At 49.5% G+C, this 14,274-nt stretch carries 10 protein-coding genes; 8 read left to right on the top strand and 2 right to left on the bottom strand.

Going from position 1 to position 14,274, the window contains the following annotated elements; genetic code table 11:
* The first annotated feature begins 72 nt into the window (after positions 1-72).
* A complete protein-coding gene (locus ACI2KK_RS04585; protein WP_404668048.1) occupies positions 73-1,152 on the top strand; it encodes a tyrosine-type recombinase/integrase in 1,080 nt (359 codons plus the stop codon).
* Between the two features lie 781 nt (positions 1,153-1,933).
* Positions 1,934-3,667, top strand: a complete 1,734-nt coding sequence (locus tag ACI2KK_RS04580) for an LA2681 family HEPN domain-containing protein (protein WP_404668047.1) — start codon at positions 1,934-1,936, stop codon at positions 3,665-3,667.
* A gap of 324 nt (positions 3,668-3,991) precedes the next feature.
* Here the strand turns inward: ACI2KK_RS04580 and ACI2KK_RS04575 are convergent, their stop codons facing one another.
* Both ACI2KK_RS04575 and ACI2KK_RS04570 read right to left on the bottom strand, forming a co-directional pair.
* Positions 3,992-4,420 (bottom strand): hypothetical protein, encoded by a 429-nt coding sequence (locus tag ACI2KK_RS04575; RefSeq protein WP_404668046.1) that lies wholly within the window; start codon positions 4,418-4,420, stop codon positions 3,992-3,994.
* Between the two features lie 5 nt (positions 4,421-4,425).
* Entirely contained in the window at positions 4,426-4,671 is a 246-nt protein-coding gene (locus ACI2KK_RS04570; RefSeq protein WP_404668045.1) for a hypothetical protein, read from the bottom strand.
* 573 nt (positions 4,672-5,244) lie between these two features.
* On the opposite strand from ACI2KK_RS04570, the gene ACI2KK_RS04565 reads away from it, so the two are divergent.
* The 6 genes from ACI2KK_RS04565 to ACI2KK_RS04540 all read left to right on the top strand — a co-directional run bounded on the left by ACI2KK_RS04565 (position 5,245) and on the right by ACI2KK_RS04540 (position 13,953).
* Positions 5,245-5,472, top strand: a complete 228-nt coding sequence (locus ACI2KK_RS04565) for a DNA-binding protein (RefSeq protein WP_280087848.1) — start codon at positions 5,245-5,247, stop codon at positions 5,470-5,472.
* Positions 5,473-5,764: 292 nt separating this feature from the next.
* Positions 5,765-8,017, top strand: coding sequence for a DotA/TraY family protein (locus tag ACI2KK_RS04560; protein ID WP_404668044.1), 2,253 nt, complete (start codon positions 5,765-5,767; stop codon positions 8,015-8,017).
* A 594-nt stretch (positions 8,018-8,611) separates the two neighbouring features.
* Positions 8,612-9,652, top strand: a complete 1,041-nt coding sequence (locus tag ACI2KK_RS04555; RefSeq protein WP_404668043.1) for a hypothetical protein — start codon at positions 8,612-8,614, stop codon at positions 9,650-9,652.
* Positions 9,653-9,975: 323 nt separating this feature from the next.
* Complete coding sequence (locus tag ACI2KK_RS04550; protein WP_404668042.1) at positions 9,976-11,184, top strand: N-6 DNA methylase; 1,209 nt, start codon at positions 9,976-9,978, stop codon at positions 11,182-11,184.
* A 16-nt stretch (positions 11,185-11,200) separates the two neighbouring features.
* On the top strand, positions 11,201-12,931 hold the full coding sequence (locus ACI2KK_RS04545) for a hypothetical protein (RefSeq protein WP_404668041.1): 1,731 nt from the start codon (positions 11,201-11,203) through the stop codon (positions 12,929-12,931).
* Positions 12,928-13,953 (top strand): hypothetical protein, encoded by a 1,026-nt coding sequence (locus tag ACI2KK_RS04540; protein WP_404668040.1) that lies wholly within the window; start codon positions 12,928-12,930, stop codon positions 13,951-13,953. Before ACI2KK_RS04545 ends, ACI2KK_RS04540 begins: the two co-directional genes overlap by 4 nt.
* The last annotated feature ends 321 nt before the right edge of the window (positions 13,954-14,274 follow it).

Here is a 14,274-nt window from a genome sequence, read left to right as displayed (position 1 = left end):
GAATAATCCTATGGTCCAAAGGTACAAATTAGGTACAGTGCAGTTCTGTCTGCTCGCCTTTGGAGTCCTCAGATGGCCACAATTGTCAAAACCCCTGCCGGCACTTGGAAAGCTGTCATCCGCAAAACTGGATGGCCCACCAACTCTAAAACCTTCCGAACTAAACGCGACGCAGAAGACTGGTCACGTCGTACCGAGGACGAAATGGTGCGAGGGGTTTACATCCAGCGCAGCGGCTCAGAGCGCCTGACGCTTGAGAAAGCACTGGGGCGCTATCTGGCCGAGGTCACCCCAAGTAAAAAGCCCACCACGCAGAAAGCCGAGGCAACCAAGGCCAAGCAGCTGATCGAACACCTGGGCAAATACTCCTTGGCCGCCCTCTCCGCCGAAGTTATCGCCAATTACCGCGACACCCGACTGGGCACCCTGAGCAAGCGGGGCGTCCCCGTTAGCAATAACACCGTGCGCCTCGAGATAGCCTTGCTTAGCCATCTCTATACCGTGGCGATTCAAGAATGGGGGCTCGGACTGACATTTAACCCGGTGCTCAATATTCGCAAACCGAGCCCTGGAGAAGGTCGCGACCGTCGACTGTCAGCCGATGAAGAACGACGACTGCTTAGCGCCGCTAGCACACACAGCAACCCTATGCTTGGCTGGATCGTTCGTATCGCCCTAGAGACGGGCATGCGCTCATCGGAAATCACAGGTTTACGCTGTCACCAGGTCGACCTGAGAAAACGAGTAGTACGCTTGTCAGACACCAAAAATGATAGCGCCCGGACCGTTCCTCTCACCAAACTAGCTACAGACACCTTCAAGGCCGCTTTGGACAATCCAGTCCGACCGGCCGATTGCAGCCTGGTATTCTTTGGCGAGCCTGGCAAAGACGGTAAACGCCGACCATACGCCTTCACAAAGAAATGGGGGCTGCTCAAGACCAAGCTAGGCATGGCTGATCTGCGCTTTCACGATCTACGCCATGAAGCAGTGAGTCGGCTTGTCGAAAGCGGTATGTCGGACCAGAAGGTCTCGGCCATAAGTGGGCATAAATCTATGCAGATGCTGCGGCGCTACACGCATCTAAGAGCGGAAGACCTAGTAAAAGACTTAGATGCCATCGACCGCCCGAAGAAAAAGCGGAAAGCATGAGGGCCTATCCGTTACGCCCCCTATGGCAAGAAGAGTTGGAGCTACTGGCTCCAATTCTATCTGAAGCGGATGCTGATCGATGCATGGCATTGGGGGAGGACCTCATCAAGAACTTAGCCGCCTCCCAGAATCAGCCGGAGACGAGCCCCGGCCCCTCAAGTTTCTCAAGTGATTCCATTACAAGCGGACTGCTCAGCTCGCTAAAGATTAGCCTAGAGGATCGCGCGAAAACGTTAGCAATGCTTCCTGCGGACAAGTTCGCTAGTCGACAGCTCGGGCTGGATTTTTTGACATACAGCGGACTCCATGAAAGCCGCCCCTTTCCCGAAGCAGACCTTCTCAAGCCTATTCTCACTCGCTTCCACGCCAGAGCTAACTACTGGAGAGAGGTCGCACGGCTCTTGCTGAGTGAAAGCAAGTAAGCCTGCGGATCGAGGCCGGTGATCTCTCTGGGCAAACCAGCAACACCAATACAGCACAAAACGGATTCAAGTCCAACACGCTCACCGTCACGTTGGCCATCCTTTACATCGATCACCAATGGCTTCGCGACCTGATGCGCCTGGCCACGGGTTCGGTAAGGCTGAGGGAAAGCGCGACAGTCTTCTCGATGCCACCCACGGCCCTTGTCGGATGCCCAACCCTCGCCACCTGGCTGATGTGGTCATCGCGGGCAGGTACGTCAGGCGGCCCGCGCAGTTCCTGTCTTCAGGCGGGGTTGCGCCGGTCTCGGCGATTGCTCTATTTCGCGAGGCAAAGCGCGTCACCTGGAGGGGGGTAAGTGCTTTTAAAAGCGTTTTTCCTCCTGCAGTTTGGCAGCCAGGCAACTAATCTGCACAATCAAGAGAGCAGGGTAATGCCATGGAAAGAGGTGGGCAAAATGCTTGAAGGCGACGACATTGGGCTTGATGCAAAGAAACTCGGCGAGAGCGAGTTAAATATTTATGCGGAAAAGATGGACTCTTTGATCGCAAGTGGAAATATTATCAGGCTTAAAGAGTTTCTTGTTAAAATCGAGCCATGCGTATTTTTAAACTCACAGCTCCAGTCAAATTTTTATTACATTCTTGGGACCGGCTACTCTAAAGTCGCAGAAAATTTCGCAGAAAGATGGATTGACGAGTGGGCGGGAAAATCAGTCAAATATTTTAGGAAGGCCATGTATGAAGAAGGGTTCGTTAAGCTAACAGAAGAAATGATTAGTAGAACCTACGCGAATTACGGATTTGCTTTAGGAATGCTTGGAAGAAGTCTGGAGTCCATTTCAGAGCTGAGTAGAGCCATTGAACTAAACGGATGTCCTGAAGCAATGCTTGGAAAGGGCATGGCTTTGCTGAAACTATCTACAGAGGTCACTGAAGAAAACGAAATATACCACTTTCAACATGAAGCTTATCGATTGCTAAGCCATGTTTATAAAAATCGGCTCGATTTATTCGAGCAAGATATAATCTCCATAATGGAGCGCGATAGTTATGTTATTGGGTTTTTACAGTGGTGGGATTCGAAGCCTCAAGAAGATGATTATGAAGATCCGCCTGCTAAAGGCCGGAGTAAACTTGAGCGCCGTTACAAGCGCTGGTGCGCTGAGGAGAATCTATACATTGATAGCTTGAGCGACGCTATCGGCGCAAAGGCAGGAATGGAAGATTTTCTTTGCTTTCCTGATTATATGTATGAATATAACCCACTAATATCGAGCGCCCAGAGTCTCACGTTTAGCGCAGCTTTCTCTGAGATAAAGCATCAATTTGCATTTGCTCGTTTCAATTATTTTGACGCCATTAGTTGCAGGGAAGCTTCCCTGGAGAAAACTCATTTTTCGGACGAAAAACTGCACCTAACCAACTCTCTGGATTACTGTATTTATCGTCGCGACATTGAGATGATGAAGGTTTCATTTCGTCTACTTTACTCATGCTTTGACAAGATAGCCATGCTTCTAAATAAATACTTAATGCTTGAGTTTAAATCCAACAAAATAGATTTCAGGAAAATATGGTATGCGAACATTGACAAAAAGCAGCATCGGGAGTTTTTCTTACATTCCAAAAACGGTTTCTTTCTTGCGCTTTACTGGTTGTCCAGAGATATAAACGATAGCGAAGAGACGGGACATGGTTATTGGCTCGACGAGAACGCAGAAAAGCTCGCCGACATACGAAACAAAATGGAGCATCAAGGATTTCGTGTAGTTATCGATGATCTGTACAAAATAACTTCGAGCTTTGACGACCATCAAGAATCAGCTAAAAGAAAGATTTTTTATGAGAGAGATCTTTTAAGACAGCAACCTTTACCGCCAGAAGACCAGAATCTCGAAGCCTCATCTAGATTAAGTAGATTGGATGGATTTATTAAGGAGAGCGATTTCCTTAAAGGTTACCCACTAATTATTACTGACCGCGAAATGCGTAGTCAAACCATGCGACTTATGCGCCTCGTCAGATATGCGATAATATATACAGCACTGGGGATTCATCATGAGGAAAAGAAAAAAATCGGGATGGACTAATCTTCTCCTCTGAAGTTCCAGCTTATTGAACTCGAAAGTCGATTGCACCCTCCACAATCATAGTTAGGGTGTTATTTTTACATCTCCGATAAAATATGTTTCGCTGATGACCCTGCGATTTCGAAGGAGCTGGAGTTGCTGGGAATGGGGTTAGTTGCGTGCACGTTCCCACAGGCAGCTGCAGCGCAGGGCGTATGCCGAAGTAACCCTGCAAATTGTTTGCTTGCTTTCCGGCCTCCCTGCCGGCGCTGGTGGCCAGGTCCGGGCATGAAGCCGCCCGGCCCTGGCGCGGCATCCATGCCTCACCAGCTCACCATGTACACTTCAATTCTGGTTCTTACGACGCTCAGCAGCATAATGACGTGTCTGGTACTTTAGGATGCAAGCGGTATCAAGTCGCTCTTCCTCACCGAGCCCCCACCCCTGCGCGAGCACATCTGGCCATTTAGCGCTGCGTCCCCTGGGCGGTGGCGGTGATAACACAAAAATCACTTTCAATGGCTCCCAACGCGGCGAACGTATCAGATCGCTCAACTCTATACGTCTTTGCTCGGTCATCGCGGTTCCGTAACGTCTCAGGCGATCCAAGGTATACAGGGCTCGACGTAACTCCTTATCTTGGAGACCATTAACGACCTCTAGAACCAGAGGGATAGGGTCAGGGTGGTACCAAAGATTCAAAGCAGTCTCAACCAACACTTCAGGATCGGCGTGATTAAGCTCTCCCTGGACCAACCTCTTCAGCGGATGCATCAACCTTACTCCTCGCCAGCAGCTACGACGAGGTTTTCTAAAAATAATTGGAACGCCTGCTCTGTCACCTTGCTCGCAGCAGCCAGTTTGTATGCACCTACAACAGCTTCCAGCGCTGGCTGCAACATACCAGTGAATTTTTCTAACAGCATCTCACCATTGAGGGTATCAAGCTCTGGAGCGACTTCTGTTAGTAAATCATGCGTGAGGTTTTGGGGGAAAAGCTGACGTGGTAGGATATTGGAAGCCATTAGGATCTCCTGTCGATCTTTTTGGTCAGACGCTGGATAGGGCTGCAACCCCATCCAGCGTCGTCACTTTATCTCCACCCGCTAATTTTAGTCCAGCCTTCGTGTCTGTCTGTTTGTTTTTTCTTTAAGACATACAAACAGAAGAAACCATTATTTTTCGTAAATCATTGAATTTAAAGGATTTTGCCAGTTAAAGGTGAAAGCTTATGGGGCCTAAGGTGAAAGGATATGGGGCGAAAGGTGAAGAGATATGGGGCGACGACTTTAATAGGTGAACTTTTATGGGGAGCAAAGGTGAAAACTTATGGGGTTAAAAGTGAAACTTTATGGGGCGAAGGTGAATATTTATGGGGAAGCAATTGTTAGATCTTTTTTTCATATAAAACCAGCACATCAATAAACATGCAGAATTAAAAGCACCAAAACAATAACAGATAATATCAATTAATACGCAATAATACGCCACAATAACAACAAGACAGTACAAGAGATCATTTCACGGCTAGTTGACCAAGCCCAGCTCGGAAATTTTAAATAACCACAGCACTTGCCATTCAGCTGTGGAGAATTCCGGTGAAAAACAAATTCGAAGAAGCCATGATTGCAGAGTTTGGTCTTCTAATGTCTCCCACTCAACTTGCTAAGCTACTTGGTAGATCACCAGAAGCACTCCGCGCTCACCTAACTCGTTACAAGAATGACAATTTTTGCAAAAGCCTCAATGGCACCTCTGTAAAAGTTGGTCGCCGTGTTTATTACAGAACGCCAGAAGTTGCGGAGATTCTCGCATGTCGGGCCTAATAAGCTGGCTGGGCTCACCGCGCGTTAGCCGTCTAACGCACAGAGTGTTCTATCTTCTTCTACTCCTCACCAACCTAGCAGTTCCCTTGGGGCAACATCGCGCCTGGGGTGGATTGCCAGGCTGGTGGTTGTTCCCCACAACTGCCGTACTGGCCCTTTTTGCTGTGCAACAGCATTTGTCCGGCGGGGGTCAGTTTTATGCGCTTGCGGGCATCCCGTATGCCTTGCTGTATGTGTTTGACGCTAGTGCCACGCCTCTAGTTTTACCGCCGGCACAGCGGGGGACAGCCAGATGAGAAAATCGTTGCTGCTTTACCTACTTCTGGCCGTATTTCTCGGTGGAACAGCACACGCTGAATCCTCCAGCGGACTGAACCAATTCACACCGCCCCCGGGTGACACCTCCATAGACTTCCTAGAAGAAGTGTTCGGCTCGATCGTGGGGACCATCCACTCTGGCGGGAACGTAGAGGGCGGCGAGACCGAGGACGTGCTGGGCAGCATGATGTCCGTGTTCGGCGGAGCCGTAATGTTCTTGGGCATGATCTTCATCGCCTACACCACGATCAAAGGCACTGTCGACTCCGCTCAGGACGGCGAGATCCTTGGCCGGAAGATGAGTGACATTTGGATCCCGCTGCGTACCGCTGCTGGCGGTGCCCTGCTGCTACCGCTTGGGCATGGCTATTCGCTTATCCAGATCATGGTGCTGTGGCTCGCGATTCAAGGTGTCGGGGTTGGGGATGCAATCTGGAGCCAAGCCGTCGACCAAATCGGCAAGGACGGGATGCTGTCGCGGCCGCTGATCCCTGACTCCCGACCGCTCGCGGCCAACATCCTGAAATTCGAAGTCTGCACCGCGGCGATGAACAAGCAGTTCGAGGCCTCTGGCCGGTCGACTCGCATCCAGGCTGTCGCATCCACCCGCAAGGTCGTCAACACCGGGGAGATCGACGTCGACATCACCGATGCCATACCGGTCTATGGCGGCATCAACATGGTGCAGAAGTACAACAAGGCGAGTTACAACGTCACCGACTACAAGTGGAAGGCCAACGACAACTCCTACATCAACCCAGATGTGTGCGGCGCCCTCACCTGGAAGCAGTCCTGGGAGGCCTCGGAGGGCAACAGCAACACTAAGGTCATCAAAGAGCCGATTCTCGCGGCGCACGCCAAAGCCATCCAGCAGATGATCCAGGATATACGGCCGACGGCACAGCAGATCGTCGCCGGGCAAAAACCAGCCCCGGGCGTAATAGACGCCGCGGCGAACACTTACGAAAACTCACTTCGCACCGCCGCCAAGACCGCTGTGATGCAAACCAGTGATCGCGCTGCAGCGGACTTCCTCAAGGCCGCTAAGGACGGCGGCTGGCTGTTCGCCGGCACCTGGTACAACCACATCGTCAAAATGAACGACGTGATGCAATCCACGTTGAACGGACTGCCGGCAGCCGATCCCATTGCCATCGTCGACAAGGAGACCAAGGAGACACTCCAGACATACGCCGACGTCATGCTCACCGCCGACGAGTATGCCAAGCACCGCGTCGACTCGGTCCGTAACACCTACTACGCCGAGACCAACGTGCGGGAGCCCCGTGATGGGGAAGGCGCCTGGGAGTACGTCAAGAAGATGATGTCCGCCCCGTTCATGGGCGCGATCAACCAGATGACGCAGAGCATCGCTGGTTCCAACCTCAACCACATGAGCCAGATGAAAAGCTTCGGCGATGTCATCGTGACAACCGGTGAGGTGATGCTCGCGGCCATGACCAGCGCCACTGGCGTCGCGAACTCCTGGGCAGTACAGGCCACAGTGAAAGTGGGTTTCGACGCCGGCGCGGTCTTTCAATTTCTATCAGGAATACTCACAACCTTGATACTGCTGTTGTTCTTCTTCGGGGTGACGTTGAGCACCTATGTCCCCATGATCCCCTTCATCACCTGGACTACCTCCATAGTGAACTGGTTCGTTCTCGTGTTGGAGTCGGTGATCGCTGCTCCCCTTTTCGCTGTCGCTCATGTTCATCCTGACGGAGACGACGCCGTCGGACGAGCTGGCCAAGGCTACATGATGATCCTGTCACTGGTGATGCGACCAGCGCTGATGCTGTTCGGCCTTATTGGCGGCATGCTGCTCACCCAACCAATCGTTGGTTATATCAACGCGGCATTCATGTCAGTTGTCTCAGGGATCCAGGCCGATAGCATGACGGGCATCGTGAGCTTCATTGCCTACGTCGCCATCTATGTGGTGTTGATGACAACCGTGGTGCATATCGTGTTCAGCCTGATCCACTGGGTGCCAGACAACATCCTGCGCTGGATCGGTAATGGATCTACTGAAGGTATCGCCGACGCGGAGCGCACCGGCGACAGTGGTCAGGACGTATTCGTCGGTGGGGTACGCGAAGCCAAGCATGGCTCGGGATTGGGGCGACATCAAGCCGCACGGCCAGACGGTTCGAACTCCAAGGAGATTGCTAGACCGAATCCAGGTAATGACACATTACTTGGCGGGCCACCTCCGGGAACGTGACTACCTCCGAAGGCGGCTCTGTTCGTAGCCCTTATCCTCTAAGAACTCGTTAAGTTCCCGCTGCCGAATGGAGTCTCGATACTCTTTCGATAGTAGCGGGGACTCGGGGGAAGTTTTCTTCAGCTCATCAAGTAGTAGGCGAAGAACAAAGTCATTTGCCTCGAATTGCCCTTGCATTATTTCAATTCGCTCATTGAGCGTATGTATGGTGCGCTTTAAGCCTTCTGAATAAGCACGCCATTCCCCAATCGCTGACTCATAAGAATTTTGTACTGCACGCGAGTTTGCGTATCCAGCGGAGAGGCCTGCTTGGTATCCGGATGACATGTTAAACCTCCACACAATGTTCTATTGCTATTCAAGCAGAGGAAGCCATCACTCACAAGAAGCAGGCGAAGAAAAAGTTACATGTGACCTAAAAAACGGTAAGGCATATGTGACCTAAAAATGGATAGGTCGTAAGTGACCTAAAAAATAAACACATTCACGCAGCTGCGTGAATGTGGGCACCGGTCGCCGGAACGGCGATTCGCGTAGCGAAAGGTGCCCTTTCAGCCAGCCAGCTCAAACGACTTAGGTCACTGGAAAAGCGCTATGAAGACCCAGGAAGAGATTTTTGAGATCGTAAAAACCGCCCGCCAACGAATCAAAGAACTGCCAACCAAAAATCTAAGCAAGTCGACCGATGATGGTTACGTGCGCGAATACAACCGTTTGGTTGGCGATGATGGGGCTGATCCAGAGAAACTATGGTCCGCGATCTGCGAGACTCAAAGTAAGTCCACATATCGAAGACGAGTGGCGGCAACAATGCACTGCTGCCGAATTCAGCTTCAGGAGGCACTACGTCAGCAAGATGCAGCCCAGCGTGCGGGTGACATGGAGTCACTAAAATCTCAAGCGAGCGCAATTAAAGAACTACTAAGATTGATAAATATTATTGAAAAAAATCGGGGGCAGTGCCCCCTCGTGAACACGATGAGGCGAAAATCAAAACGATCCGATTTAAAATATCTTCCTATCAATTGGCGGAATCAGTTACATAAACAGCTTGAGGGGAGTAAGTACGAAATTTCATATTTGGTAGAGGCAGTTTCGGGCTGTCGGCCAGGTGAGCTCGAGAAGGGTGTCAAAGTAATTTTTTCTAAAGAGAGCGGGTTGCTGACTATCCGAATAGACAATGGTATCAAGGTGACTGACCACAAGGGGCAGCCCTGGCGGGAAATCATCTACCAAATGGATCAGAATCCGTTGGTTAGAGCCCTCTTTGAGATCTGCGTAAAGGATGCTCAGAGCAGAGAAATTACGACAACGATAGTAAACGTAGAGAAGACTACCAATTGGCGTGCGGCGCTGTCTTCCGCCGGCCAGAAGCTATGGCCCCGACTAAAGTTTAGGATCTGTCCGTACCACCTCCGCAATGCTGCAGCTAGCGACTGGAAGCGAGCCGGGCTGTGTGATGACGATATCTCTGCTGCTCTGGGTCATTGCGTGAGCAAAACCTCTAGCAGCTATGGCCAATTTCAAATGGGCCAAGCAACCGGTGGTCTGAGCCCGATCGAGGTGAGGGCTGCTCGACACATTCTGCAAACCCGCAATCCGACTCCAAGAGAACACGTGCGAGTGAATCTTTAACGCTGTATATGTCTTGGCTCGGCTGCAGCCTGACTCGATAAGGCTCTACGCCTCCCATCATACGATGTCGAGCTAGGCTCATCGGTTCACGGGCGGAAACTCAATAGCGCCAACGTATTGCCTGGCCCGTCGGTGGGCGTCAGCCAGCAAGGCTGGGCGGCAGAGTCTGTCGCGGTGTGACGCAGCATGGTCATCTGATAGCCCTGCTCGACAAGAGACCTCTACAACGGTACCGGCCCGTGGCACAATTGACGCAGACCAGATGCCGGGGGGCATAGCACCTCACCGGCACGTTACCGGCCTTCATTTTTCGGGTTCACAGAATGCTATCTCCACCAGGCTCTCTCAGCGACCCATTGGGCAGGTACTACACGAAAGAAACCATCAGCAAGCTTTTAGTCTCTGAGCTTTCTGAAATAGCACCAAAATTAGTTTTGGATTTGGGATGCGGAGATGGTGCGCTCTCTCGGGCGGCAGCATCCCGATGGGTAGATGCCCTGTATGTCACTGTCGACATCGATAGCAGACCTGACTTTCTTTCCAAAGATAAAACTGCCCGTCCAGTAAAACATCTACACCATCATGCTGATGCACTATCTCCTGATCTGATAGCGTCTATAGGCATCACACCGGAGTCTGTAGACCTCGCTCTATGCAACCCACCTTTCATTAAGCAAAAATGGCAAGCAGGGTATGACTCAATAGTAAGGTCAGCCGGACTAAATATCGACATAAAAACTATCAGACACGCCTCGGCAGAGTTTATATTCATAGCTCAAAACCTAGCATCTCTTAAGCCTGGTGGACAACTCGGTCTGATCGTTCCCGACGGCTTCGTATCTGGGGAGAAAAATAAGTCATTGAGGCAAGCCATCCTCAATGAAAACTCCATAGATACCGTCATTAAACTTCCGAGAAATATGTTTATCGGCACGGAAGCACAAGCGCACATCATAATTATTACAAAGAATGGAAATCCAGGAAACCCTATCAAGGTTAAAAATTTTCCTGACGTAGAGGATGACACTCATACCATTCTGATTTCGGCAACAGATGCCATAAAAACTTTAGATTACGACTATTACTCTGCGCCTCTTCCTATAAAACGCAAATCCACTATTCAACTTAAGGATCTGGATTGCGAGATAACTCGAGGAAGACTGAATTCTAAAGAAGCACGGGGATCGGAATTCAAAGTACTGCACACTACAGATCTGCGACCGTTGGAAACCACTATCTCACTTGACGATGTGCATGATTTTAATTCGAGCTCGGCAGTCTTAGCGGAAGCGGGAGATATACTACTAGCGCGCGTCGGTAGAGATCTCCACACACGTATATGCATGGTCACTTCCGGCAGAATGCCGATAACAGACTGCATCTATCGTATTCGCGTCCCTGTAGGATATAGAGATCGGCTTTTTACTTTTTTGACTTCTGATGAAGGTCGCCATTTTTTAAAGTCGCGCGCTCATGGAGTAAGTGCAAAGCACCTTCCACGAGACTACTTACTAGAACTTCCAATTTACTAAAGGACTCTCCAAAGCAATGGACAATGAAATTAACGAAAAGGAAATTGATATTGCTTTAGAGCAAAGAGCAGACTACATCACAAGCAAGGAGCTCAAGGATGGAACTGCTACAAGCGACTTTTTTGACGAAATAATTGCAACACTTCTAAAGAAACAAACAACCTTGATTGTTGGACCGCGCGGTTGCGGAAAAACACATATGATGCGTTACGCATCTATACTTTGTCGGGATGACAATAGAAAACCCCTAGCGATCTACGTATCTTTCAATCGGTACTACCGCCTAGAGCCAATGCTCATTAGTCGTGCTAACGCTATAAACCTTTTCCACACTTGGGTACTAGCTCGCATCCTCGTTGCCACTCACGAAGCTATAAACGAGCAGGAAGAGGACTTCAGCGCAGACGAGTTGCATGAAGCGTTAGAATACCTAGATCTCACCGAACTACAGAATTTAATTGCTAAATTAGAGCGTAGCCTGCCGCTAACGCAGGATGAGCTAGATCTTGCAAATAGCATTACGCTACATATCACTAAAAAGGTCATTGACAATCACGTCCAATTGGCAGAAAGAGCGAGGGCTGTCCTTCTTCTTGACGACGCAGCACTAACACTTACGCCAGAGTACATGGCAGAATTTTTTGAGATATTTAGAAGTATAAAAACTCCCCACATTTCACCAAAAGCTTCAGTATACCCAGGCACAACTGAATACGGCGCAAGGTTTCACCCAACACAGGAAGGTGGCTTCGAGCCTGTTTGGCTTTCAGTTTCTAGTCCCCTATACCTGGAAACGATGACGTCCATAGCGGAACATCGGATCACTGATTTCGCGGACATTCCTGAGGACATCCGGGAGTATTTAGCATATGCCGCTTTTGGAATCCCTAGAGCTTATCTACATATGCTTATGGAATTCCAGAAGAAAAAATTTTCTACCGTTCAGCAAGGCCTCAACAGAATCGTCCAAAGCCATGCAGAGGCGCGTATCGAGGAGTTTTCTACTCTCGCGATAAAAGCCCCAAAACTAAGAACAATTATTGAAAAGGGCAATATTCTATTCAGCAAACTTGTCTTACTTCTCAAGGAAGCTAATGACAAGCTCGCAGCTCAAGGCACAAAGCAACTGCTAATCGGAATTACTGGAATCAAAGAACAACCGATGATTGAGCGCATGTTCAATTTATTGGTTGAAGCTGGTCTGCTTTATCCACTGATTGAAAAGGTTTCTCATGGAGAGGACCGCAAGTACGATAGATTTACGCCTCATATTGCTGCACTCTTGCACGAGCGAGCATTTTCCGCGAAAGCCCGAGGCTGGTCTGCGCGGATAGTAGTCGACAAAATAAATCTAAAAGCAAGTAGACAACCTCTCCGACGATCGGTCTCAAGTTTATTTTCTGCAGAGGATATAAGCTCTTTGCGGTTTGACCTGCCAGCTTGCTCTACATGTGGTAAGGAAAGAATTGCTGCGACTCAAAAATATTGCCATCACTGCGGCTCTGAGCTCCTTGACAGTTCCACTTTCGAAACATGTATGTCATTGCCACTCCACGAAGTACCCGGCTTAACAAAATGGACCGCTGCTAGGCTCAAACAAGATCTTCCGAGGTTTAGAACCATCGGAGATTTACTATCGGTGCAAGACCCTGGAACCGAACTGCGCAAGATACATAGAGTTGGCCAAGCTCGTGCCGAGAAAATCATTAAGCTTGTGACAAGCTTCGTTGATGAGTTCCTGCAATGACTATACAACCAGCCCCTAGCACTTCATCAGCAGACTATTCAGCGATCGTGAAGGTCACTCCTTTCACACAAATTATCTCTACCGACGCTCTATTTGATAAGTCTCACAAAAGCAGCAACCTTTCACCAATCGACGAATTCATTGAAAACTCGAACAGACTTAATCTTCTATGGATAAATAATGAGGAGCTTTCCAGCGAGTTCGCGAACATTTTGTTCCTCGGATATTTCTCAGCTGTAGAAAGTTATGTTCGCGCCATCATCAGAACACTAATTCAAATCGACATCTATTCGCAGAGATGTGCAGAGAACCAGCAAATAACCTTTGGTGCAGCCCTCCACCATAACAAACAGCTTTTGCCTGAAGCGCTGATGGATAACCACTCTTTCACAGCCTCAGAAAACATCCTTAGAACATTCAAAAGCCTAACAGATATTGACCTTGTCATTGATGACGCCATTACCGACGAGCTAGACAAAGTCTGTCAGCTCAGACACTGCTGCGTACATCGATTTGGAAAGCTTGGTGCAAAAAATGCTATGGCACTGGGTTTAACATCACATAGCAATCTATTCGAAAAGCCGTTAAGCCTTAAAAAGGATGACCTCTTCTTAGTTTCAGGCACACTACGATCCGTTGTAAAAACCATAAACAATTCCGCTTACAAGTGCGTCCTAGATCGTACATTCCCTACGACACCGGTAAGAAAAGGCGACAAAAAAGCAATACCAAAAAGCCTATGGTCAAAAGACTTTGAAGAGGACAAAGCCTTATTTACTAAATACTACAAAACCTTCTCCTCATCAAATAAGGGCGAGTCTCCAAAAATTCGAGAAATGTACACTCGCTTCATTACGGAAAAAGAACAAGCTCTACAGAAACATGTGAAATCGGCGAATAACAAACCTACCAATCCAGCGAAACCAGTGACGACAAACCAACCACAGACTGATGGCAACCAACAGGCGGGGGTTAACACTCCACAGGAGCCAGCGGAGCAGGCGGGACCTGAAATCGAATAACCCGAGACCAAGGCAGCTCTGCTGCCGCAGCCGGTCGAGGGTTGGAACGCTGGGCCTGAGCCGAACAACGTTAACACCGATCTCAAGCCGGGCTGGTGTACCTCGAAAACAGGTACACCAGCGGTACAGCACGAAGGTCCTCACCTGTAACCTACCGTTCGCTAACGTACTGATTGCCCTGTGCTTTCGCGTACTGTACCGTTTCCTCGTGTAACCCAATGAAACCTAGCGCAACGGTGTCATTGGCGAACTCATAATCCTTTGGTCCACGGTTCGAGTCCGTGTGGGCCCACCAAAAACCAAAAAGCCGCGCTATTGCGC

Source organism: Pseudomonas sp. NPDC089406, from assembly GCF_044900265.1.
Taxonomy (GTDB): Bacteria; Pseudomonadota; Gammaproteobacteria; order Pseudomonadales; family Pseudomonadaceae; genus Aquipseudomonas; species Aquipseudomonas fakonensis.
This window is presented reverse-complemented; position numbering and strand designations above follow the sequence as displayed.